This window comes from Brevibacterium permense (genome assembly GCF_013280495.1).
Classification (GTDB): Bacteria; Actinomycetota; Actinomycetes; order Actinomycetales; family Brevibacteriaceae; genus Brevibacterium; species Brevibacterium permense.
This window is the reverse complement of sequence record NZ_JABSSX010000007.1, coordinates 93,399-117,216: the sequence shown is the minus strand read 5'-3', so window position 1 is coordinate 117,216 and position 23,818 is coordinate 93,399. Positions and strand designations below refer to the sequence as shown.

Here is a 23,818-nt window from a genome sequence, read left to right as displayed (position 1 = left end):
CGAAGGAAACCCCCACCATGTCCAAGACCATCGCTTTCATCGGACTCGGAATCATGGGCCTGCCCATGGCCAAGAATCTCGTCGCGCGCGGATTCGACGTCCGCGGCTTCAACCGCACCCCGGCCAAGGCCGACGCCCTCGCCGAGGCGGGAGGCAGTGCCGCCGCCACCATCGCCGAGGCGGTGGACGGGGTCGACGTCATCATCACCATGGTTCCCGACTCACCCGACGTCGAAGCCGTGGTCACCGGCGACGACGGAATCCTCGCCCACGCTTCCGCCGGCGCCACCTGGATCGACTTCTCCACCATCCGTCCCGACGCCGCGAAGGACCTGGCCGAGCAGGCCAAGGCCGCCGGCCTCAAACCGCTCGATGCCCCTGTCTCCGGAGGGGAGCCCGGAGCCATCGACGGTGTCCTCTCCTTCATGGTCGGCGGCGACCAGGCCGACTTCGACGCCGTCGCCGATGTCTTCGAAGCCGTCGGCAAGACCATCGTCCTCGTCGGCCCCTCGGGAGCCGGCCAGACCGTCAAAGCCGCGAACCAGCTCATGGTCGCCGGCAATATCGGACTGCTGGCCGAAGCCGTCGTCTTCCTCGAAGCCTATGGAGTCGAGACGGGAGCAGCCCTGCAGGTCCTCGGCGGCGGGCTGGCCGGATCCAAGGTGCTCGATCAGAAAGGGCAGAAGATGCTCGACCGCTCCTTCGACCCCGGATTCCGACTCGAACTCCACCACAAGGACATGGGCATCGTCACCGCCGCCGCCCGCGAGGCAGGAGTGGCGATCCCGCTCGGCGCCACGGTCGCCCAGCTCGTCGCCGCAACAGTGCAGCAGGGCAACGGAGGACTCGATCACTCCGGTCTCTTCACCGTCATCGAAGCCCTCTCCGGTAAGAACGAGAACTGAACGACCGCCTCGGCGCCGGTGATCCCACCACTCAACCAAGAACCGAGCCGGCGACAGCGTCGTCGCCGGCTCACGAACAAAGGACGCACCCATGACACGCATGCGCGCAGTCGACGCCGTTGTGCTCATCCTCGAAAAGGAAGGCGCCACCGAGACCTTCGGGCTGCCGGGAGCGGCCATCAACCCGCTCTACTCGGCGATGAAGGCCCACGGCGGAATCCGCCACACCCTCGCCCGGCACGTCGAGGGAGCCTCCCACATGGCCGACGGATACACCCGTTCGGCACCCGGCAACATCGGAGTCTGCCTGGGCACCTCGGGCCCGGCAGGCACCGACATGATCACCGGACTCTACGCCGCAGCCGCGGACTCCCAGCCGATCCTGTGCATCACCGGCCAAGCACCCGTCGCCGTGCTCGACAAGGAGGACTTCCAGGCCGTCGACATCGCCGCGATCGCGAAGCCCGTGACGAAGATGGCCAAGACGGTGCTCGAAGCCGGACAGGTGCCCGGCGTCTTCCAGACCGCGTTCCAGCTCATGCGCTCGGCCCGTCCCGGACCCGTGCTCATCGACCTGCCCATCGACGTGCAGCAGACCGAGATCGAATTCGACATCGACACCTACGAACCGCTGACCCCGGCCAAGCCCGCGGCCACCTCGGCGCAGGCGGAGAGGATCCTTGACCTCATCGCCGAGGCGGAGCACCCGATCATCATCGCCGGCGGGGGAATCATCAATGCCGACGCCGCCGACCGGCTCGTCGAATTCGCCGAACTCACCTCAATCCCGGTCTCGCCGACCCTGATGGGCTGGGGCGTGATCCCCGATGACCACCTGCTGGCCGCGGGCATGGTCGGAATCCAGACGCACGTGCGCTACGGAAACGCCTCTTTCCTCGAATCCGACCTCGTCATCGGCATCGGCAACCGCTGGGCCAACCGCCACACCGGTGACCTGGGCGTGTACCGCAAGGGTCGGAAATTCGTCCACATCGACATCGAACCCACCCAGATCGGACGCGTCTTCGCTCCCGACTACGGAGTCGCCTCGGACGCCGGAGCCGCCCTCGATGCGCTGCTGGCGGGTGCACGCTCTCGGTCGGGCGGGCTGCCGGACTTCACCGGTTGGGCTGGCGAATGCACGGCACGGAAGTCGACCGAGCACCGGAAGACGAACTTCACCGAGGTGCCGATCAAGCCGCAGCGCGTCTATCAGGAGATGAACCAGGCCTTCGGCCGCGACGTCACCTACGTCTCGACGATCGGGCTCAGCCAGATCGCCGGTGCTCAGATGCTGCACGTCTACCGGCCCCGGCACTGGATCAACGCGGGACAGGCCGGTCCTTTGGGCTGGACCGGACCGGCCGCACTCGGAGTGGCCAAGGGCAAGCCCGGCGAGACCGTCGTGGCGCTGTCCGGTGACTACGACTTCCAGTTCATGATCGAAGGGCTCGCTGTCGGCGCGCAGCACCGGATCCCCTATGTCCACGTCGTCGTCAACAACTCCTACCTCGGTCTCATCCGCCAGTCCCAGCGCGGATTCGAGATGGACTACGAGGTGTCGCTGGCCTTCGAGAATATCAACGCCGCGGGTTCCGCATCATCCGGTTACGGAGTCGACCATGTGGCCGTGGCCCAGGGGCTCGGGTGCAAGGCGCTGCGGGTCGAGGATCCCGAACTCATCGGCGAAGGCCTGCGGGTGGCCAAGGAACTCATGGACGAGCATCAGGTGCCCGTGGTCGTCGAGGTCATCCTCGAGCGCGTCACGAACATCTCGATGGGAACCGCCCTCGATCAGATCAATGAGTTCGAGACGCTCGCCCAGACCCCGGCCGACGCTCCGACGGCGCTGAGCCCGATGGGCGAACTGGCCGCAGCGAAATAGGCCGGGCCCGGTCTCGCTGGCCCGAACCGCGGGAGGGCTGGGCCGAACCGCGGGAGGGCTGGGCCGAACCGCCCGAGGCGAGTAGGCTAGAACGGTATACCGAAACTGCATCCACCGGCCCCCAGGGGCGGGCGACCGAGGAGGAAAATTGAGCAACGACGCCGACTTCGACCTGATCATCCGTGCCGAGAAGGCTCTGCTGCCCGAGGGTATCGAACCGGTGACGATCGGGGTCAGGGATGGGAAGATCGCCGAGATCGCCCGCGGTGGACAGGATCTGGACGCGGCCGCCTCGGCGGAGGTGAAAGTCATCGAGGTCGGGGATGATCGGGTGCTGCTGCCCGGTCTCGTCGACTCCCACGTCCACGTCAACGATCCCGGTCGCGCCGAGTGGGAGGGCTTCGCCAGCGCCACCCGCGCAGCTGCGGCCGGGGGAGTGACGACGATCGTCGACATGCCGCTGAACTCGCTGCCGCCGACGGTCAACGTCGCAGCCTTGGAGACGAAACGCGAGGTCGCAGGTCCCAAGGCCTTCGTCGACGTCGGCTTCTGGGGCGGGGCGATCCCCGGCAACACTGCGGATCTGCGGCCCCTGCATGAGGCCGGCGTCTACGGCTTCAAATGCTTCCTCGAGGACTCCGGCGTCGAGGAGTTCCCGCCGCTCGAACCGGCCGAGATGAAGGCGGATATGGCCGAGATCGCCTCCTTCGACGGACTGCTCATCGTCCACGCCGAGGACCACGAGGTGATGACGTCGGCGCCGAAGAACTCGGGTCCGAAGTTCGCCGACTTCCTCGCCACGCGCCCCCGCGAGGCCGAGAACGTCGCGATCGCCCGGGTCATCGACGCCGCCCGGGAGACCGGGGCCCGGGCGCACATTCTGCACCTGTCCTCGGCCGATGCGCTCGACCAGATCGCCGCGGCCAAGGCCGAGGGCATCAAGCTGACTGTCGAGACCTGCCCGCACTACCTCGTCTTCACCGCCGAGGAGATCCCGGACGGGGCGACGACGCACAAATGCTGCCCGCCGATCCGTGAGGAATCGAACCGGGAGGCGCTGTGGCAGGGGCTCATCGACGGCACGATCGACTGCATCGTCTCCGACCATTCGCCCTCGACGGCCGAGCTCAAGCTGCTCGACACCGGTGATTTCGGTGCGGCGTGGGGTGGGATCTCTTCGCTGCAGCTGGGGCTCTCGCTCGTGTGGACCGAAGCCGCGAAGCGCGGAATCGAGCTCGCCGAGGTGGTCCGCTGGATGTCCGCGGCACCGGCGGCCGTGGCGCGGGTCGAAGGCAAGGGAACGATCGCCGAGGGCAATGACGCGGACTTCGCCGTCTTCGCCCCCGACGAGGAGTGGACAGTGCGGGCTACGGAGCTCTGGCATCGCAATCAGATCAGCGCGTACGACACTCGCACCGTCCGCGGCCGGGTCACGCAGACGGTGCTGCGCGGCGCCCCGGTCGACTTCGAGGCCCCCGCCGGCCGCCTCCTCACCGCCCGCTGACCAATTGCTACCTGACGGCGGCCCAGCAACCCCGCGCGTGGTTGCTGGGCCGCCGTCAGGTAGTTCTGGGGAGAAGTTATCCACAGATTGCACTCGTCTATTGTCTTTTGGTGCGAGACGATGCAATTTGGTGTTATGTATCTGTGTATGACAACTGAGAAGCTCTACCGCTTGGGTTTCACCAAGGATGAAATCAGGCGCGGAGAGCGATGCTGCCTCACGCGCATCGCCCGCGGACGCTATGTGGCGACCGGATCGTGCGACGACGCACGACACGAAACCATCTGGGCGGCCCTGAGTGAAGCGGACTTCGAGGAGTTCGGCCACCAAGGCGATATGCGCGACGAGATCGAACCCCTGAGGGTCCTCATCCGCACGCGTGCGGAGAAGATCCACACCGCATCCGGCAGGTGGCGGGTGACGAAGGGACGAGAAGTCTTCTCGCATCTGTCAGCGGCGCTCGTCCACGGCCTCCCGCTCGCCTATCCGGCCGAGACGAGGGTGGAGGTGTTCCGGCCGAACGTCAGTCGCAAGTACCGGCACCTCTACGTGCGCAATCGCGAGGTGCCGTCGGCGCATCGGAAGATGGTCGGCATCTATGCGGTGACGACGATGGAGCGCACGCTCATCGACATCGCCCGTGACTACCCACCGGACGTGTCTGTGCCGATGTTCGACGAAGTGATCCGTCGGGGCCGCACTACGCGTTTTCGCATCGAGGCGGTGCTGGCCGAATGCCCCGAATCCCGCCGGGACGCGGCAGTGCTGCGTGCCCTCGACCTCGCCGACGGGCGGCGGGAGGCCCCTTCGGAGTCGATCGCGGCGGTGCGCTTCTTCGAACACGGAATTACTGGTTTCGAACCGCAGGTGGAGTTCTTCGGCCACCTCGGCGAAGTCATCGCCCGCGTCGACTTCTGCAACCACGATGCCCGACTCATCATCGAGATCGATGGGCTGGAGAAATACACGATGGAGGGGCGTTCGACTCGTGAGAGTCTCGCTGCAGAGAAGGCTCGCGAAGCCGCGCTCGAAGCCAGGGGGTACAAGATCATCCGTCTGACCTTCGGCGATCTGTTCCGCACGGCGCCGTTCGAACGGATCCTGGGCATCCTCGCCGCGCGTCTGCGCACCGGATGATCCCGCCCCGAACTACCCGACGGCGGCTCAGCAACCTCGCGCGAGGTTGCTGAGCCGCCGTCAGGTAGCAATTAGGGGAGGAGTTGGGTGCGGAGGCGGGCGACGTGGCCGCGGGCGTCGACGTTGTACTCGGCGTGAGTGAGCGTGCCGTCGGCGCCGATGACGAAGGTCGAGCGCTGGGTTCCCTGGAACGTGTGCTCCCCGATCGTCTTCTGCCCGTAGCTGCCGTAAGCCTTCGCCACCGCCGCACCGGGGTCGGAGAGCAGCGAGAACGTCAGGCCTTCCTCAGCGGCGAATTCCTTGAGCGATTCGGTGTCGTCGGGGGAGACTCCGAGGACCTCGAAGCCGGCGGCCGCCAGGGCAGAGAGATTGTCCCGGAAATCGCAGGCCTCCGTCGTGCAGCCCGGCGATGCCGCCTTCGGGTAGAAGTAGAGGATGGCGCTGCGGCCGGCGAAGTCGTCCTTCGACACGGTCCGTCCCTCGGCGTCGGTGAGCGTGAAGTCGGGAGCGATGTCTCCGACGGTGAGCTGAGTCTGATTGGTCGTGGTCATGGTGCGTCCTTTCGTCGTTGAAATGGTGTGTTCGGCGGCGAGTTGAGTGCACACGCCTGCGCGGCCGTGTCCTCGATGAGCGCTTCGGCGCGCTCGGACAGGGTGGCCAGGTCCGCGGGTCCCGGTGCGATCGACAGCGCCGCCGTGATCCCGGCCTCCCAGCACTCCGCGGCGGACAGGCCGACCCGACCGGCGATGACGATCACCCTCGCCGAGGCGGGGGCGTGGTCCCGTACGGCCGCGACGACCTTCCCGCCCAAGGATTGGGAATCGAAGGACCCCTCTCCCGTGAGCACAAAGTCGGCCTCGGCCAGCGCCTCGGACAGGCCCACAGCCTCGGCGACCATCGTCGATCCGGGAACCACCTCGGCGCCGAGCAGCGTCGTCAGCGCCAGCGGAATCCCGCCGGCGGCCCCGAACCCCGGAGTCGCCGCCAGATCCTTCGCCTCGGCAGAGGTGCCGGTGAGCACCTCGGCCAAATGACCCAGCCCGGAATCGAGCACGGCTACCGAGTCCGCGTCCGCCCCCTTCTGCGGACCGAAGACAGCGGCGGCCCCGCGGGGCCCGGTGAGCGGATTGTCGACATCGACGGCGATGCGCCACCGCACGGCCGTCGCCCGCCGGTCCAGCCCCGAAGTGTCCACCGCAGCGATCGCGGCCAGGCCGCCTCCGCCCGGTGTGACCGGCTGACCTGCAACGTCGGTGAAGCGTGCGCCGAGGGCGGCCAGTATTCCGGTTCCGCCGTCCGTGCTCGCCGAGCCGCCGATGCACAGCAGGATCTCCTCGACGCCGAGGTCGAGTGCCGCGGCCGCGATGAGCCCGACGCCGTAGGTATCGGCGCGTTCGGGCTGCAGCTCCACGTCCGAGACCTGCGGCAGGCCATTGGCTTGGGCCGCCTCGATGACCGCGGTCTTTCCGTCGGGGGAGAGGCCGAAGTCCGCCGAGGTGGTCCTGCCCAGGGCATCGACCGTGTCCACAGTGCGCGGCCGGGTTCCCCAGACGGCGAGCAGGGCGTCGAGCGTGCCCTCCCCGCCGTCGGCGAAGGGCAGTTCGGTGACTCGTGCGCCGGGGAAGACCGCCCGAGCTCCGCGGGCCATGGCGGCCGCGGCGGCGGGAGCGGAGGCCGAGCCCTTGAATGAGTCAGGGGCGCAGACGATTGACGGGGTCTGATCTGTCGTTGTCAGGCTCATGCACTCATTCAACCTCATCGTCGATGGCCGGGTGTGCGGCGGTTGCCACACGAACAGTATCCACCATACGGAAGAAAGTTTCCACAAAAATGTGTGAGCAATTTGACATTGCCGATGACGCCCAGCAGACTCGGAGCAGTTGTTCGGAAATGGTATTCCGAACGGTGAAAGTCATTCAGCGCCTGCCAAGGAGGTCGCCGTGGACCTGGCCGAGTTCAACCGACTCCCAGCCGATGATGCCCGCGGAATTCTGCGTCCCTGCCTCGACGTCGACCGGTGGATCGACGCGATCGTCGACGCCCGCCCCCTGGCCGACCTCGACTCCGCCAAGGCGGCGTCCAGCGCCGCCGCACCGCTGACCACCGCCGAGATCGACGCGGCGATGTCCCATCATCCGCGCATCGGTGAGAAGGCGAAGGGCGATAGCGCCGAGGCGGCCCACTCGAGCCGTGAACAGGCCGGACTCGGCACCCTGGAAGCCGATGTGCAGTCCCAGCTGGCCGCCGGAAACGCCGCCTACGAAGACCGCTTCGACCGCGTCTTCCTCATCCGCGCCGCCGGTCGCACCCCTGAGGAGATCCTGTCCGAACTGCAGCGCCGAATGGACAACACAGCCAAGGATGAGACCGCCGAGGTCGGGCAGCAGCTCATCCAGATCGCCGAACTCAGACTCGAAGGGATCCTCTCATGAGCTTCATCACCGCCCATGCACTCGACTCCATGGTCGGCACCCCCGCCGCCGACCTCGAGGTCACTCTCTACTCCGGCGACGAAGTCATCGTCTCGGCTCGCACCGACGACAACGGGCGAGTCTCCGACTTCGGCCCCGACCACCTCGAGCCGGGGGACTACCGGATCGTCTTCGGCACCGGCGACTACTTCGCTGCCCGCGAGATCGATCACTTCCACCCCGTGGTCACCATCGACTTCACCGTCCAGGCCGGGCAGGAGCACTATCACATCCCGCTGCTGCTCAGCCCCTTCGCCTACAGCACCTACCGCGGCAGCTGAGCCGCGCCCACAATCGCTCACAGGGGAAGCAGGCCCCCTGCAGGATCTCCATCCTCAACAAACCGCCGAAGCCGACCGGGAACTGCCGGCAGGCCTCGCCAATCGAATGGTCACGGCTTGTGCAGGTGCGCACGCCGACGAACTGGAGGAAGAAAATGAGCAAGGTCCGACTGACATCGAACCAGTACGGCAAGGCGGAGAACCGACTCATGCGGGTCTACCGCGACGCCGACCGCCACGAGATCCGCGATCTGAACGTCACTTCACAGCTGTGGGGCGACTTCGAGACCGCTCACACCGAGGGCGACAACGAGCACGTCGTCGCCACCGACACCCAGAAGAACACCGTCTTCGCGAAGGCCAAGGAGCTGGGCGTGAGCTCGCCCGAACAGTTCCTCATGGGTCTGGCCGACCATTTCACATCGAGTTTCGACTGGGTCACCGGCGGACGCTGGGAAGCCGAAGAATACGGCTGGGACCGGATCAACGACCACAAGCACTCGTTCTACAAGTCCGCTCCCGAGGTCCGCACCGTCGTCTTCACCCGTGACGGCGACAAGGACACGCTGATCTCCGGCTTCAACGGACTCACCGTGCTCAAGACCACGGAGTCGGGCTTCGTCGGCTACCCGAAGGACAAGTACACGACCCTGCCGGAGACCCAGGATCGGATCCTCGCGACAGATATCGCCACCCGGTGGATCTACAACACCACCGACCTCGACTTCGAAGCCGTGTACACCAAGGTCAAGGAGATCATCCTCGACTCCTTCACCGATCACTTTTCCCACGCCCTGCAGCACACGCTGTACCAGATGGGCGAGAAGGTCATCGAGGCGGTGCCGGAGATCGACGAGATCCGCTTCTCCTGCCCGAACAAGCACCACTTCCTCTATGACATCGAACGTTTCGGGTTCGAGAACCCGAACGAGGTCTTCATCGTCGCTGACCGCCCCTACGGCCTCATCGAAGCCGCCTTCACCCGTGAAGGCGTCGACGAGAACAAGGATGCATGGGCACAGGTCGCCGGCTTCTGCTGAGATCTGAACATCACCTGCTGAGACAGGACTTTCCATCTCCGGGCTCCCGGGGTACTGTTCCGGGAGCCCGGACCCCGTGAGAAGGAAACCCCGATATGACACAGGACACAACCTCGGCGAGTCCGAGGGGAAGCGTCGACGAAGAGGTCGATGAATGGATCGAGTCCTGGGAAGGGCTCGTCGGCGCGCGCGGAACCCAGCGCGCGGCCGAGATCATGGAGGCGCTGCGTGCACGCGCGGCCACGAACTCCGTTGCCCAGCCCAAGGTCACCACCACTGACTACGTCAACACCATCCCCGTTGACCAGGAGCCGTTCTATCCCGGCGAGGAGAAGGTCGAGCGCCGCTTCCGCAGATGGCTGCGGTGGAATGCCGCAATGCTCGTCCATCGGGCGCAGCGGCCCGAGATCTCCGTGGGCGGGCACATCTCCACCTACGCCGGAGCCGCCACGCTCTACGAAATCGGATTCAACAACTTCTTCCGTGGTCAGGACCATCCCGGCGGCGGCGACCAGGTCTTCTTCCAGGGCCATGCCTCACCGGGAATGTACGCCAGGGCGTTCCTCGAGGGCCGCCTGACCGAGGCCGACCTCGACGGGTTCCGGCAGGAGGTCTCACGCGCCCCGCACGGACTGAGCTCGTATCCGCACCCACGGCTGATGCCGGAGTTCTGGCAGTTCCCGACCGTGTCGATGGGTCTGGGCCCGATCAACGCGATCTACCAGGCGCAGATGAACCGCTACCTCCACAACCGCGGCATCTCCGATACCTCGGACCAGCGGGTGTGGGCGTTCCTCGGCGACGGCGAGATGGACGAACCCGAATCGCGCGGCGCCCTGCAGCTGGCCGCGAACGAAGGGCTGGACAATCTCACCTTCGTCATCAACTGCAACCTCCAGCGTCTCGACGGACCGGTGCGCGGAAACGGGAAGATCGTCCAGGAGCTCGAGGCGACCTTCACCGGCGCCGGCTGGGACGTCATCAAGGTGCTGTGGGGCCGCGAATGGGACGACCTGCTGGCCGAGGATCGCACCGGCGACCTCGTGAAGATCATGAACGAGACCCTCGACGGTGACTACCAGACCTTCAAGGCCGAATCCGGCGGATTCATCCGCGACAACTTCTTCGGCCGCACCCCTGCGACGAAGGGGCTCGTCGACCACCTGTCCGACGACGAAATCTGGAACCTCAAGCGCGGCGGCCATGACTACCACAAGGTCTTCGCCGCCTACCAGAAGGCCGTGAACACCAAGGGCAAGCCGACCGTCATCCTCGTGCAGACCGTCAAGGGCTACGGTCTGGGCACGACGTTCGAGTCCCGCAACGCCACGCACCAGATGAAGAAGTTCACCGCCGACGACGTCAAGGCCTTTCGCGATCGGATGGACATCCCGATCAGCGACAAGGTCATCGACGAGGACCCGTACGCGGTGCCCTACTACCACCCCGGCAAGGATGACGACGCGATCCAGTACATGCTCGACAGGCGTCGCCAGCTCGGCGGATTCCTGCCGGCGCGCAAACCCGAGCACAACAAGATCACCCTGCCGGCGCCCAGCGACAAGGCGTTCTCGCAGACGAAGAAGGGCTCGGGGCAGCAGATGGCCGCCTCGACGATGGCCTTCGTCCGGCTGCTCAAGGACCTCATGCGTGAGAAGGGGCTGGGCGAGCGGATCGTGCCCATCATCCCCGATGAGGCCCGCACCTTCGGCATCGACGCGTTCTTCCCGACCGCGAAGATCTATAACCCGAACGGGCAGAACTACCTCGCCGTCGACCGCGAGATGTTCCTCTCGTACAAGGAAGCCACGAGCGGGCAGCTCCTCCACGTGGGCATCAACGAGGCCGGTGCCGCGGCCGGATTCACCGCTGCGGGAACCGCGTACTCCACCCACGGCGAACCGATGATCCCGATCTACGTGTTCTACTCGATGTTCGGGTTCCAGCGCACCGGCGACGCCTTCTGGGCTGCCGGCGACCAGATGACCCGTGGGTTCATCATCGGCGCCACCGCCGGCCGCACGACCCTGACCGGTGAGGGCCTGCAGCACGCCGACGGACATTCCCCGGTGCTCGCGGCCACGAACCCGGCCGTGCGCGTCTTCGATCCGGCCTTCGGCTACGAGATCGGGCATATCGTCCGCGACGGTCTGCATCGCATGTACGGAGAGCACGACCTCGGCGAGGACGAGCGCAACGTCATGTACTACCTCACCGTGTACAACGAACCGATGCTCCAGCCCGCCGAACCGGAGGACGTCGATGTCGAGGGCATCCTCAAGGGCATCCACCGCGTCGCCGAGGCGGCTGCGGGCGACCGTCCGCAAGCGCAGCTGCTCGCCTCCGGTGTGGCCGTGCCCTGGGCACTCGAGGCCCGGGACCTGCTCGCAGCCGACTGGGGCGTCGACGCCGCCGTATGGTCCGTGACCTCATGGGCCCAGTTGCGCCGAGACGGTCTCGAATGCGAAGCCGCAGAACTCAACGCCGCCGACGGTGGCGACGAGTCCGCGGACCGCGTTCCGTATGTGCGTCAGAAGCTGGAGGGCCAGCCCGGTCCGATCGTGGCCACGAGCGACTTCGACTCCACCCAGCCGGACCTCATCCGGCCGTACCTGGACCACGATTTCGCGACCCTCGGCGCGGACGGGTTCGGCTTTTCCGACACCCGTGCCGCCGCGCGCAGGCACTTCAAGATCGACGCGCACTCGATGGTCGTGCGCACCCTGCAGCTGCTCGCCAAGCGCGGTGAGATCGACGGATCCATTCCCGCCGAGGCGGCTCGACGTTATCGTCTGAACGACGTCAACGCCGGCACCTCGGGAACGGCCGGCGGAGACTCCTGACCGGTTCGGGAACCGAAGCCAGAGTCAGCGGCCGCTCTGCATCTCTGCGGAGATGCGGGCGGCTGCGTCTTTGAGCAGCGGTACGGCGCGATCGGCGAACGACTGGTCGACGCGGCTGATCGGTCCCGATACGGAGATCGCCAGAGGAACGGGTGAGTCGGGGATGGCCATGGCAAAGCAGCGCACTCCGAGCTCCTGCTCCTGTTCGTCGATGGCATAGCCGCGCTCACGGATGCGGCCGAGTTCGGCTTCGAGGTCCTCGATCGTCCCGATGCTGTATTCCGTGGGGGTGGGCATTCCGGCGGTGGCGGCGATATGCCGCACCTGCTCAAATTCGAGCCCCGCGAGGATGGCCTTGCCGACCCCGGTGGCGTGCATATGGGCACGGCGTCCCACCTCGGTGAACATCCTCATCTGACGTTCGGAGGCGACCTGATCGACGTAGACGACCATGTCTCCGTCCATCGTCGCGACGTTCGCCGACTCCCCGAGCTCGGCGACGAGCTCACGCAGATAGGGGCGGGCGACGGCACCGAGCTGGGAGCCGGCGATATCGCCGAGTCGCACCAACCCGGGTCCGAGCGCATAGCCGCGGTCGGGCAGCTGTCGGACCACACCGAGGTTGACCAGGGTGTTGAGCAGACGATGGATCGTCGGCAGGGGCAGATTGACGTCCGCGGCGATATGGCTCAGCGTCGCCGATCCTGCGGAGTTCGCGATGCACTCAAGCAGTCCGAACGCGCGTTCGACGGACTGCACGCCGCCTTTGGACTGGCGGATTGCCGGGGTGTCCTTGCTGCTCATCGATGTTCCTTAATCTGTGGTGAGTCTCGGCTGTGAGACTCCGTTCAGTCTAGTCCCGAAATGGAAGAAACTTTCCGAATCCACTGACACTGTCTAGTACTTCCACTCGGCAAAAGTTATTCTCCATAATACGGAAACTCGATATCAAGGAGGATATTGCCCATGGTCGCCACCAGCCCCGGATACTCCACCCCGGCTGCGTCATCCCCTCCGTGTTCGATCCCGAAGTCGCGAAGAAGGTCGCCGAGGCGGTCGCCCGGGTCTCGTCCTGAAACCCCAGAGAGCCTTGCGTGCCTGGGGACGGAGAATGAGAGACAATGAGGCAAGGTCAGGCATCGCCGCCTCGCCGTCGAACCCCGTGCAGAGAAAGAGAATGTGAAAGTGGAACGATCAACACTCGCCGATATCGACTCACTGCTGGGAGACACGGATGAGCTTCTGGCGACCGCATACCCCGGTGATCGTGACGTCCGCCAGCCAGTGCACACCGTGTACGTGCCCGGACACCGCACGAGTGCGGACCTGCCGTACCAGTGGGGGCAGCAGGCGCTCGAATGCGTCGAGGCCCACGGCGGAATGCTGCAGCTGGCCGAACGCGTCATCACCGCCGGCCGGAAAGAAGCCGGCCCCGCGATCCCCGGCCAGGTGCCCAGCATCCACCAGGTGGCACGGGAGGCCGAACTCCTCGCCGAGGCGGTCACCGCGAAGCTCGAACGTGAGCCGATCGAGGACCTGCGTCTGGACTTCGAAGACGGGTTCGGCGACCAGGGGGATGAGACCGAGGACCGGTGGGTCGTCCAGGCCGCCCGCGATGCGGTGGCCGGCCGCTCGGAGAAGGCAGCCCCAGGCTTCGTCGGCATCCGGTTCAAATGCATGGAGAAGGCTACCCGGCAACGCGGTCTGCGCACTCTCGACCTGTTCCTCTCCGAACTCATCAAGGCAGGCGGCAGCCTGCCGGAGAATCTCGTGCTCACCCTCCCGAAGGTCAGCACCGTCGATCAGGTCCGGGCGATGGTGCTCGCCGCGCGAGCGCTGGAAGCCGAGCACAGCCTCGGCGAAGGGACGATCACCTTCGAGATCCAGGTCGAGACCCCGCAGCTCGTCCTCGCCGCCGATGGCACCGTGCCGCTGGCGACGGCGCTGCACGCCGGGGCCGGGCGCGTGAGCTCGCTGCACTACGGAACCTATGACTATTCGGCGTCGATGGGCGTGGCCGCGGCCTACCAGGCGATGGACCATCCGGTCGCGGATTTCGCGAAGAACCAGATGATGCTCGCCGTCGCCGGCACCGGAGTCCACCTCTCCGACGGGTCGACGAACATCCTCCCGCTCGGCGAACCCGCCGAGGTCCACCATGCGTGGGCACTGCATGCAGGCCTCGTCCGCCGCCACCTCAAACGAGGGATCTACCAGGGCTGGGACCTGCACCCGCACCAGCTGCCGACCCGGTTCCTGGCGACCTTCGCCTTCTACCGCGAAGGCGGGCCACGGGCGGCGCAGCGCCTGCACGACTACGTGTTCAAGGCGGATTCGACGGTCCTCGACGAACCCGCGACCGCGAAGGCGCTCGCCCGCTACCTCGACAGGGGACTCGTCTGCGGAGCCCACACCGAGGAATTCGTGACCTCGCGGACGAATCTCAGCCTCACCCAACTCGGGCAGCTCGCCCGCACCGGCTCGCTCGACTGAGCCCACCGACCACCGACCGAAGGAGACCCTGCCCATGACGACGACCGACCCGTACACCTACTGGGCCCCGACCGGCGGCCACCCGCCGCAGTCCGATCTGCTCACCGACCGAGCACTGGTCACCGAGGCCTATACGGTCATCCCGCGCGGAGTGATGCGCGATATCGTCACTTCGAACCTGCCCGAGTGGACCGGGACCCGATCGTGGGTGCTGAGCAAGCCCGTGGCCGGGGGAGCGGTGACGTTCTCGCAGACGATCCTCGAAGTCGCGCCTGGCGGCGGCTCGCAGGCGCCGGAACCGCAGCCCGAGGTCGAGGGGTTCCTCTTCGTCATGGCGGGAACGCTCGAGGTCACCCACGAGGGAACCGCGCACACGCTGACCCCCGGTGGGTTCGCGTTCCTGCCCGCCGGATCGACGTGGTCGACGACGTCCACCGGCACCGAGGCGGCCCGTTTCCACTGGGTGCGCAAACGCTACCAGCCCGTGGCGGGACTGACCCCTGAAGCGAAGTTCGGCAACGAAGCCGATGTCGAACCGTCGCCGATGCCCGGAACCGACGGACGCTGGCGCACGACCCGTCCGCTCGACCCGGACGACCTCGCCTACGACATGCACGTCAACATCGTCACCTTCGAAGCCGGAGCGGTCATCCCGTTCGCGGAGACGCACGAGATGGAGCACGGCCTCTACGTGCTCGAGGGCAAGGCCGTCTACCGTCTCAACGGCGACTGGGTCGAGGTGCAGGAGGGCGACTTCATCTCCATGCGCGCCTTCTGCCCGCAGGCCTGCTACGCCGGAGGGCCCGGACGCTTCCGCTACCTGCTGTACAAGGACGTCAACCGCCAAGTCGAGCTCTGAGGTTCTCGACGCTCCGAACTCCTGAGGGAACGCAAGAAGCGGCTGGCCGGAAAGGCTTCCGGCCAGCCGCTTCTCCTGTATGTCAGTCGGCTGAGTGCGTCAGTCCGCTCAGATGAGCTGCAGGGTCCGCGAGGTGTACTCGGAGACCTCCTTGAGCAGCGTCTCGTCATCGACGAGGTCGCGGCCGAGCGACGGGATCATGTCCTTGAAGGACTTCTCCCAGCCGGCGAACTCGCGGGGGAAGCAGGTCTTGAGCAGGTTGACCATGATCGGCACGGCGGTCGAGGCACCCGGTGAGGCGCCGAGCAGAGCCGCAATCGATCCGTCGGCCGAGGAGATGAGTTCGGTGCCGAACTGGAGGACGCCGCCCTTCTTCGGATCCTTCTTCATCACCTGCACGCGCTGACCGGCCTGGATGAACTCCCAGTCGGACGGGTCGATGTTCGGGATGAACTGGTGCATAGCCTCGAAGCGCGCCTTCTTCGTCGCAGCCAGCTCACCGAGCAGGTAGGTGACGAGGTCGGTGTTGTCTTTGGCGACGTTGAGCATCGTGGCGAGGTTGTTCCCGCGCACGGAGAACGGCAGGTCGGTGAAACGGCCCTTCTTGAGGAACTTCGGCGAGAAGCCGGCATAGGGGCCGAACATCAGGTAGTCCTTGCCGTCGACGACACGGGTGTCGAGGTGCGGCACAGACATCGGGGGAGCGCCCTGCGCCGCCTGGCCGTAGACCTTCGCCTGGTGGCGGGCGACGAGATCCTCATTGCCGGTGCGCAGGAAGATTCCGGAGACCGGGAAGCCGCCGTAGCCGCGGCCCTCGGGGATCCCCGACTTCTGGAGCAGGGGCAGGGCACCGCCGCCGGCACCGACGAAGACGAACTTCGCGCCGATTCGGTGGGTCTCATGGGACAGCAGGTCCTTGACCGTCAGTGTCCACCCGTCGGAGGCGCGTTCGAGGTCGGTGACCTGGTGGCTGGTGCGCACGGTCGCCCCCTTGTCCGCGATGTAGCTCAGGAGCTGGCGCGACAGGGAGCCGAAGTCTACGTCGGTGCCCAGTTCGGTTCGCGAGATGCCGTTGACCTGTCCGGGCCCGCGGCCTTCGAACATCAGCGGCAGCCATTCGGCTTGGGTCGCCGGGTCGTCGGAGTACTCCATCTGCGAGAACAGCGGGTTTCGCACCATCGTCTCGTAGCGGCGCTTGATGTAGTCGCGGCCCTTCTCGCCACGGCCATAGCTGACGTGGGGGATCGGGTTGATGAACGACTTCGGGTCGGTGAGCACACCGGTGTCGACGAGGTGCGACCAGTACTGGCGCGAGTGGTGGAACTGCTGGTTGATCGTCGAGGCCTTCTGCAGGTCGATGTCGCCGTTGGAGTCCTCGGGGGTGTAGTTGAGTTCGCAGAGTGCGGCGTGGCCGGTGCCCGCATTGTTCCAGGGGTCGGAGCTCTCCGAGGCCACATAGTCGAGCTTCTCGTAGACACGGATGTTCCAGTCGGGCTGAAGTTCGGTCAACATGGCACCGAGGGTGGCGCTCATGATTCCGCCGCCGATCAAGACGACGTCGACCTTTTCCTGCGGTGAGGGCATTTGGACTCTCATTCCTCGTCACTGACTGCTTCTATTCGTCTCCCAGACTACTCTTCGGTGTCGGCTCACCTGTAACCAGGGCAGGGTGAACACCCGTGCGTGGGAGCATTATCACAGCGGATGGGCGTCCGCCGCGCCCGCCCGTATCCGACCGTTCGGTCACATTCCCCGGACACTCTGTGTCGCCCGCCACAAGGTGTGCAAACATGGGCACATGTCCAATCGTTTCCAGCTCCGTGACGCGCTCGCCGAATTCCCTCCCTACGTTCCCGGCAAGCCTCCCGTCGCGTCCCCCGGCCTGACCCCGTACAAGCTGTCCTCGAACGAGAACCACCTGCCGCCGCTGCCTGGTGTCCTCGACGCCGTCACCGCCGCAGCGGCGATTCCCGCGAACTATCCCGACCCCACCGCTGCCGCCCTCGTGGCCGACATCGCCGATCGTCTCGATGTCGACCCCGCCGAGGTGGTCCCCGGCGCCGGCGCCTCCGAGATCCTGTCCGCGCTGACGAACATCACCCTCGAATCCGGCACCTCCGTGGTCTATCCGTGGCCGTCGTTCGAGATGTACCCGATCCTCGCCTCGGCCCGCGGGGCGGAGAAGCGACCCGTTGACCTCATGCCAGACGGCCGACACGACTTCGCAGGGCTCGCCGCCGCGATCGATGACACGACCCGCATGGTGCTGCTGTGTTCGCCGAACAATCCGACCGGTCCGACGATCACCGACGCCGAGCTCCAGGGCTTCCTCGCCGAGGTGCCCGACAACGTCATCGTCGTCCTCGACGAGGCGTACCTCGAATTCGCCACCGAGGCCGCGGACAGTCTGGCCGCGCGGAAGAAGCATGCGAACCTCGTGCTCGCACGTACCTTCTCGAAGGCGCACGGCCTGGCCGGTCTGCGCGTGGGCTACGGCATCGCTGATGTCGAGATCGCCTCGGCGATGCGCCAGGTCATCGCCCCATTCTCCGTCACCGCCGGTGCCCAGGCCGCCGCCCGGGAATCCCTGGCACGCGTCGACGAGGTGGCCGTACGCGCCAAGGAAGTCGCCGCGGTGCGCGACCGATTCGCCCATGATCTGCGAGAGCTGGGTCTGTCCGTGCCCGACGCTCAGGGCAACTATGTGTGGATCGCACTCGACCCCGAGGCGGCCGTCGCCTTCGAAGGTGAGTGCGCGAAACAGGCCGTTGCCGTGCGTCGCCTGCAGGGAGGGGTGCGTGTGAGCATCGGACCCGATGAGGCTCTCGACCGCGTGCTCAAGGTGGCCGCGTCGCTGTGACGACGAGTGCGGAGACGACGGTGGGCACGGATCTGGACGGACTTGCGGCCGAACTGAGCTCGGGCGCCCTGGTCACCGACCGGGATGTCATCGACTCCTACTCGTCGGACAAGGCCCTGTTCTGTCCGGTGGGGACCGCCTCGGCGCTCGTGCGAGCGGCCGACGTCGATGATGTGGTCGCGGCGATGCGGTTTGCCACGGCGCATCGGATCCCGGTGGTCACTCAAGGTGCCAGGACGGGACTGTCGGGGGCGGCGAACGCCACCGACGGAGCGATCCTGCTCAACCTCGCGAAACTGAACGCGATCGTCGACATCGACGAGGTCAACCAGACGTGCCGGCTCCAACCCGGAGTCATCAACCAAGACCTCAAGACCGCGCTGGCCGAGCACGGTCTGTCGTATCCGCCGGATCCGGGGTCGGTGGCGATCTCCACGATCGGCGGGAACGTCGCGACGAACGCCGGCGGCATGTGCTGTGTGAAATACGGGGTGACGCGAGACTATGTGCGGGGACTGACCGTGGTCCTCGCGGATGGGACAGTGACCCGGTTGGGTCGGCAGACTGCGAAGGGGGTGGCCGGTCTCGATCTGGCGGGACTGTTCGTCGGGTCCGAGGGGACTCTGGGCGTCATCGTCGAGATCACCCTCGGGCTCAAACCTCTGCTGGCGCCGCCGGTGACCGGAGTCGGGATCTTCCCGGACATGGAGTCGGCCGGGCATACGGTCTCTGAGTTTATGGCCTCCGGGGCGGCCCCGTCGATGCTCGAGCTCATGGACGGAAGCACCGTGGGCATGATCAATGCCTACGGTGATTTCGGACTGCCCGACGAGGCCGGTGCGCTGTTGTTGGTGCAGTCGGATGCTCCGGGGCAGGCCGGTATGAGCGAGTTGGAATCGTTCGAAGCGATCGCCACGGCGCAGGGCGCCGATGAGGTGTTCGTCTCCGACGATCCGGCGGACTCGGAGATGCTCGTCGCGGCACGGCGGGCGGTGTCGCCGGCGTTGGAGAAGTATGTATCCGGGATTGGTGGGGGAGAGCTCATCGATGATGTTTGCGTTCCCCGGTCCCGCCTCGGCGAGTTCTTCGCCAGCTTGGACGAGATCGCGGGTCGGCATTCGGTGGAGGTGTCCACGGCCGGGCATGCCGGGGACGGGAATATGCATCCGAGTGTGCTCTTCGACGCCCAGGATGAGGCGAGTGTGGCCGAGGCGAAGGAGACGTTCGCTGAGATCATGCAGCTGGGTCTCGATCTGGGTGGGACGATCACGGGTGAGCACGGCGTCGGGTATCTGAAGAAGGACTGGCTGGTGCGCGAACTCGATGCGGGTGCGCGGGCGCTGCAGACCTCGATCAAGGCGGCGGTGGATCCGTTGGGGATCCTCAACCCGGGCAAGATGCTCGGCTGAGATCTCGGGTGATCGAACTCAGCCCGGTCGACGCATGTCGAAACGCTGATCCGAGCTGATCCCGAAGTATGCGGTCGGTCCTCCGCCGCGCAGCACCGGTTCGGCGGCGACTGTGTCGACGATTCCGTTGTCGAGCAGGGATTCGTCGAGATGGACACCCACCACTTCGCCCACGGTGAACCACGAGCCCGAGCCTTCGCCGTCCGAGGTGCGGAGGTCGATGATCTGGGTGACTCGGCATTCGAAGGTCGCCGGTGAGGCTGCCACGCGTGGCGCAGAGATCTCCACGGACTCGGCCGCCTCGACTTCTGCGGCGGTGAACTCGTCGACCTCAGCGGTGGTCGACGAGGCGTTCATCGCCTCGGCGAGGGGCCGAGTGACGAGATTCCACGTGAACTCCCCAGTCTCCCGGCAGTTGGCGACGGTGTCCTTCCACGCGTTACTGGAGAAGCCTACGAGCGGTGGAGAGTAGTTCAGCGCATTGAAGAACGAATAGGGCGCGAGGTTCCGACGACCGTCGGCATCGAGGGTGCCGATCCAGCCGATGGGACGCGGCGCGACGATGGCGTTGAAGGGGTCGTGCGGCAGGCGGTGGCCCTCGGAGGGGCGATAGAAGTGGGTCACCCGACCTATTCAAGCAGGTGTTCGGGGAGAGCGCACTGTGCGGGACGGTCTCTGTCTGGTTTCGTCCGTGACACGATGATGACGGAGTGTGGCGCTCCGTGACACCGCTCACACACTGGCTTCCTGTCGCGGTCTACCGTGATGGCATGACTCTCACCCAGCTGCCCGTCCTCGACCTCAGCCTCGCCGATGACCCTGCGACCGCGGCCGACTTCCGCGCCGAGCTGCGTCGTGTCACCCACGAGATCGGCTTCTTCTACCTCACCGGCCACGGCCTCCCCGAGAACGAATTCACCCGCATCATCGACACCGCTCAGCGGTTCTTCGCCCTGCCCGAGGCCGACAAGCTCGCGATCGAGAACACGAACTCGCCCCACTTCCGCGGCTACACCCGCACCGGCGGGGAACGCACCCGAGGCAAGGTCGACTGGCGCGAACAGATCGACATCGGACCCGAACGCGCACCCGTGGCCGAACCCGTCCACGATTACGACCACCTCACCGGCCCCAACCAGTACCCGAAGGCACTGCCCGAACTGCGGGAGGTCACCGACTCGTGGCACGCCCGGCTGAGCGAGGTCGGCAACCGACTGCTCAGCGAGTGGGCACTCAGCCTCGGCCAGAGCGCCGACCACTTCGCCGAGGCGTTCGCCACCGATCCCGAATCCTTCATCAAGATCGTCCGCTACCCCGCGGCCGAGGACGACACCGTCACCCAGGGCGTCGGCGAACACCGCGACGGCGGCACCCTCACCCTGCTCTATCCGCAGCCGGGAACGAAGGGTCTGCAGGTGCTCACCGACGACGGCTGGATCGACGCCGACCCGATTCCCAACTCCTTCGTCGTCAACATCGGCAAACTCCTCGAAGTCGCCACCGACGGCTACCTCAAGGCCACCGTCCATCGGGTGCTGCCGACGAAGCCCGGCGAGGATCGGATCTCGATTCCGTTCTTCTTCAACCCTGCGCTCAGCTCACAGCTGCCGCCGGTCGAGTTGCCCGCCGAATTCGCCGAGCAGGCTCGCGGAGTCTCCGTCGACGAACTCGACGCGCTGCACTCGGTCTACGGAGAGAACGCGTTCATGTCGCGCGTCCGCTCCCACCCGAACGTCGCCGAGAAGTTCTACCCGGAGCACGTGAGCACCACGCCCTGAGCTCTCTGGCCAAATCGGTCAGGGCTCGGCGATCAGCGCTCAGTCTGCTCCGCCAGCCTCGCAATATCTGTCGCACGCACCCGGCAACAGCCGCCGATGAGGCGGGCACCGAGGCGGGCCCACGACTTCAGCGGCCACGATCCGATACCGGCCTCTGTGCCGTCTTCGCGCCATTGCATGGCGGTCGCGTCGTAGGTCTCGCCCGAATTCGGGTAGGCGATGAGCGGCAGCTCGGTGTGCGCGGACAGTTCTCTCAGTGCCGGAGTCACGAGGGACGGGCGAACGCAGTTGACCCCGACCGCCCGCACGCTCGCCGAGGCGGCCGCCACCTCGGCGAGTTCTGCCATGGAGCTGCCGTCGGGCAGGGTGACAGCCGTGCCAGTGCCCTCGCGTAGAGTGCCACTCACCCACGCGGGCAGCCCGACCTCCTCGGCGAGTCCGAGGATCGCGCCGATCTCGTCGAGACGCGGCTGGGTCTCGAAGGCGAGCAGATCCACTCCCGCCTCGGCGAGAGCTGTGATGCGGGGGCGATGAAAGGCGGTGTACTCGGCGACTGTCAATCGGTAGTCACCCGTGTACTCCGCGCCGTCGCCCAAGGCGGCGCCGTAGGGGCCGACGGACCCGGCGACGAGCACGCGTGCATCGCTATGGCCGGGACCGCTGCCGGATAGCGAGGCAGACGCTTCCGTGCCGGTCGGCGGGGCTGCCACCTCGGCGGCGAAGCGGGCGATCTCCACGCTGCGGTTGATGATCTCACGTCCCTCGTCGGCGCTGACCCCGGCCGCGGCAAATCCGAGCGGGGTCGCCTGATAGCTCGCGGTCGTCACGATCCGGGCACCGGCGGCGACGAACTCGGCATGCACCTCGGTGAGCGTCTGGGCGTCGTTGCGGATGAGCTCGGCCGACCACAGCTCATGGCTGAGGCCGATGCCGCGGGTCTCGAGCGCTGTGCCCAGCCCGCCGTCGAGGACGAGGGGGTGGGCCGCCTCGGCGGAGGCGAGCATCTGCGCGAAAGTCATGGTCCCAGTTAAGCTTGTCCGGTGAGCTCAATCGAATCCCTAGCATCATCTGAGACGTCGACCCCTGGGCCGGCGGGCGACGCCATCAACGACCGGTCCCGCTTCGGCTTCGAGGTGGGCACGCGCCTGGACACGGGCGGACGCACCGGAGTCATCCACACCCCGCACGGGGACATCCAGACCCCGGCGTTCATTCCGGTCGGCACGAAGGCCACGGTCAAAGCCGTCCGCCCCGACGAGGTCGCCGAACTCGGCGGACAGGCGGTGCTCTCCAACGCCTACCACCTCTATCTGCAGCCGGGCTCGGACCTCATCGACGAGGCCGGGGGACTGGGTGAGTTCATGAACTGGCACGGACCCACGTTCACCGACTCGGGCGGATTCCAGGTGATGAGTCTCGGCTCCGGGTTCAAGAAGGTCATCTCGATGGAGTCGACGGGTGAGCAGAATGACGAACTCGTCGCCGTCGGCAAGGAACGGCTGTCGAATGTCGACGACGACGGGGTGACGTTCAAGTCCCACCTCGACGGATCGATGCACCGGTTCACCCCGGAGATCTCGATGCGGGTCCAGCACGAACTCGGCGCCGACATCATGTTCGCCTTCGACGAGCTCACCACGCTGGTCAACACCCGCGGCTACCAGGAGGAATCGGTTGAGCGGACCCGACTGTGGGCGCTCCGCTGCATCGACGAGCACTTCCGCCTCACCGAGGCCCGTTCTCACCGGCCGTACCAGGCGCTTTTCGGTGTGCTGCAGGGTGCACAGTACGAAGACCTGCGGCGCAAGGCCGCTCGTGACCTCGGCGCCATGGACTTCGACGGCTTCGGCATCGGCGGGGCGCTGGAGAAGGAGAACCTCGGCATCATCATCCGCTGGGTGTGCGAGGAGCTGCCGGAGAACAAACCGCGGCACCTGCTGGGCATCTCCGAACCCGACGACCTGTTCGAGGCGATCAAGACCGGCGCGGACACCTTCGACTGCGTCTCGCCCTCCCGCGTGGCCCGCAATGCCGCGATCTACACCCGCGACGGCCGGTACAACCTCACCGGCGCGAAGTACCGCCGTGATTTCGGCCCGCTCGACCCGGACTGTTCGTGCTACACGTGCCAGAACTACTCACGGGCGTACCTGCGGCACCTGTACAAGGCGAAGGAGATGCTCTTCTCCACCCTGTGCACCATCCACAACGAGCACTTCGTCGTCTCGCTCGTCGCCGAGATCCGTCAGGCGATGATCGACGGCCGCTTCGACGAACTCGAAACCGAGGTCCTCGGCCGGTACTACGCGAAGAAGTAGGCGCGCTTTCGGCAGTCGCTGCGATCGCCCCGGCC

At 66.4% G+C, this 23,818-nt stretch carries 20 protein-coding genes; 14 read left to right on the top strand and 6 right to left on the bottom strand.

Annotation, left to right across the window (positions count from 1 at the left end):
* Positions 1 to 17: 17 nt before the first annotated feature.
* The 4 genes from HK353_RS11445 to HK353_RS11430 all read left to right on the top strand — a co-directional run bounded on the left by HK353_RS11445 (position 18) and on the right by HK353_RS11430 (position 5,431).
* A complete protein-coding gene (locus HK353_RS11445) occupies positions 18 to 905 on the top strand; it encodes a 2-hydroxy-3-oxopropionate reductase (RefSeq protein ID WP_173156236.1) in 888 nt (295 codons plus the stop codon).
* Positions 906 to 996: 91 nt separating this feature from the next.
* Entirely contained in the window at positions 997 to 2,790 is a 1,794-nt protein-coding gene (gcl, locus tag HK353_RS11440; RefSeq protein ID WP_173156234.1) for a glyoxylate carboligase, read from the top strand.
* A 148-nt stretch (positions 2,791 to 2,938) separates the two neighbouring features.
* Positions 2,939 to 4,294 (top strand): allantoinase AllB, encoded by a 1,356-nt coding sequence (gene allB, locus HK353_RS11435; protein WP_173156232.1) that lies wholly within the window; start codon positions 2,939 to 2,941, stop codon positions 4,292 to 4,294.
* Positions 4,295 to 4,441: 147 nt separating this feature from the next.
* Complete coding sequence (locus HK353_RS11430) at positions 4,442 to 5,431, top strand: DUF559 domain-containing protein (protein ID WP_173156230.1); 990 nt, start codon at positions 4,442 to 4,444, stop codon at positions 5,429 to 5,431.
* A gap of 71 nt (positions 5,432 to 5,502) precedes the next feature.
* Here the strand turns inward: HK353_RS11430 and HK353_RS11425 are convergent, their stop codons facing one another.
* Entirely contained in the window at positions 5,503 to 5,982 is a 480-nt protein-coding gene (locus tag HK353_RS11425) for a peroxiredoxin (RefSeq protein WP_173156228.1), read from the bottom strand.
* Positions 5,979 to 7,172: a glycerate kinase gene (locus tag HK353_RS11420; RefSeq protein WP_173156226.1), complete on the bottom strand. Its 1,194-nt coding sequence runs from the start codon at positions 7,170 to 7,172 to the stop codon at positions 5,979 to 5,981. The genes HK353_RS11425 and HK353_RS11420 overlap by 4 nt, the downstream gene beginning before the upstream one ends.
* A 199-nt stretch (positions 7,173 to 7,371) precedes the next feature.
* Between HK353_RS11420 and uraD the strand changes: the two genes are divergently transcribed.
* The 4 genes from uraD (at position 7,372) to aceE (ending at position 12,066) form a co-directional block, all read left to right on the top strand.
* The gene (uraD, locus tag HK353_RS11415; RefSeq protein ID WP_173156224.1) at positions 7,372 to 7,863 is read left to right on the top strand and encodes a 2-oxo-4-hydroxy-4-carboxy-5-ureidoimidazoline decarboxylase; all 492 of its coding nucleotides are present in this window, start codon (positions 7,372 to 7,374) and stop codon (positions 7,861 to 7,863) included.
* On the top strand, positions 7,860 to 8,183 hold the full coding sequence (gene uraH / locus HK353_RS11410) for a hydroxyisourate hydrolase (RefSeq protein WP_062861137.1): 324 nt from the start codon (positions 7,860 to 7,862) through the stop codon (positions 8,181 to 8,183). The genes uraD and uraH overlap by 4 nt, the downstream gene beginning before the upstream one ends.
* Positions 8,184 to 8,338: 155 nt before the next feature.
* A complete protein-coding gene (gene pucL / locus HK353_RS11405) occupies positions 8,339 to 9,223 on the top strand; it encodes a factor-independent urate hydroxylase (protein ID WP_173156222.1) in 885 nt (294 codons plus the stop codon).
* A gap of 95 nt (positions 9,224 to 9,318) precedes the next feature.
* Positions 9,319 to 12,066: a pyruvate dehydrogenase (acetyl-transferring), homodimeric type gene (gene aceE / locus HK353_RS11400; RefSeq protein ID WP_173156220.1), complete on the top strand. Its 2,748-nt coding sequence runs from the start codon at positions 9,319 to 9,321 to the stop codon at positions 12,064 to 12,066.
* A gap of 24 nt (positions 12,067 to 12,090) precedes the next feature.
* On the opposite strand, the gene HK353_RS11395 is transcribed toward aceE, so the two are convergent.
* Positions 12,091 to 12,870, bottom strand: a complete 780-nt coding sequence (locus tag HK353_RS11395; RefSeq protein ID WP_173156218.1) for an IclR family transcriptional regulator — start codon at positions 12,868 to 12,870, stop codon at positions 12,091 to 12,093.
* Positions 12,871 to 13,251: 381 nt separating this feature from the next.
* On the opposite strand from HK353_RS11395, the gene HK353_RS11390 reads away from it, so the two are divergent.
* Positions 13,252 to 14,559: a DUF6986 family protein gene (locus tag HK353_RS11390; RefSeq protein WP_173156216.1), complete on the top strand. Its 1,308-nt coding sequence runs from the start codon at positions 13,252 to 13,254 to the stop codon at positions 14,557 to 14,559.
* A gap of 34 nt (positions 14,560 to 14,593) precedes the next feature.
* Positions 14,594 to 15,418 (top strand): bifunctional allantoicase/(S)-ureidoglycine aminohydrolase, encoded by an 825-nt coding sequence (locus tag HK353_RS11385; protein WP_173156214.1) that lies wholly within the window; start codon positions 14,594 to 14,596, stop codon positions 15,416 to 15,418.
* A 108-nt stretch (positions 15,419 to 15,526) separates the two neighbouring features.
* On the opposite strand, the gene HK353_RS11380 is transcribed toward HK353_RS11385, so the two are convergent.
* Complete coding sequence (locus HK353_RS11380) at positions 15,527 to 17,002, bottom strand: malate:quinone oxidoreductase (RefSeq protein WP_173156212.1); 1,476 nt, start codon at positions 17,000 to 17,002, stop codon at positions 15,527 to 15,529.
* A gap of 214 nt (positions 17,003 to 17,216) precedes the next feature.
* Between HK353_RS11380 and HK353_RS11375 the strand changes: the two genes are divergently transcribed.
* Both HK353_RS11375 and HK353_RS11370 read left to right on the top strand, forming a co-directional pair.
* Entirely contained in the window at positions 17,217 to 18,278 is a 1,062-nt protein-coding gene (locus HK353_RS11375) for a pyridoxal phosphate-dependent aminotransferase (RefSeq protein ID WP_173156210.1), read from the top strand.
* Entirely contained in the window at positions 18,275 to 19,687 is a 1,413-nt protein-coding gene (locus HK353_RS11370) for an FAD-linked oxidase C-terminal domain-containing protein (RefSeq protein WP_173156208.1), read from the top strand. The genes HK353_RS11375 and HK353_RS11370 overlap by 4 nt, the downstream gene beginning before the upstream one ends.
* Before the next feature lie 18 nt (positions 19,688 to 19,705).
* Here HK353_RS11370 and HK353_RS11365 read toward each other — a convergent pair whose 3' ends face one another.
* Complete coding sequence (locus tag HK353_RS11365; RefSeq protein WP_342589904.1) at positions 19,706 to 20,311, bottom strand: flavin reductase family protein; 606 nt, start codon at positions 20,309 to 20,311, stop codon at positions 19,706 to 19,708.
* Positions 20,312 to 20,457: 146 nt separating this feature from the next.
* Between HK353_RS11365 and HK353_RS11360 the strand changes: the two genes are divergently transcribed.
* A complete protein-coding gene (locus HK353_RS11360) occupies positions 20,458 to 21,465 on the top strand; it encodes an isopenicillin N synthase family dioxygenase (protein WP_173156206.1) in 1,008 nt (335 codons plus the stop codon).
* Between the two features lie 32 nt (positions 21,466 to 21,497).
* Here HK353_RS11360 and mmuM read toward each other — a convergent pair whose 3' ends face one another.
* The gene (mmuM, locus tag HK353_RS11355) at positions 21,498 to 22,484 is read right to left on the bottom strand and encodes a homocysteine S-methyltransferase (RefSeq protein ID WP_173156204.1); all 987 of its coding nucleotides are present in this window, start codon (positions 22,482 to 22,484) and stop codon (positions 21,498 to 21,500) included.
* A 21-nt stretch (positions 22,485 to 22,505) separates the two neighbouring features.
* Between mmuM and tgt the strand changes: the two genes are divergently transcribed.
* Positions 22,506 to 23,783, top strand: a complete 1,278-nt coding sequence (gene tgt / locus HK353_RS11350; protein WP_425350546.1) for a tRNA guanosine(34) transglycosylase Tgt — start codon at positions 22,506 to 22,508, stop codon at positions 23,781 to 23,783.
* Positions 23,784 to 23,818: the final 35 nt, after the last annotated feature.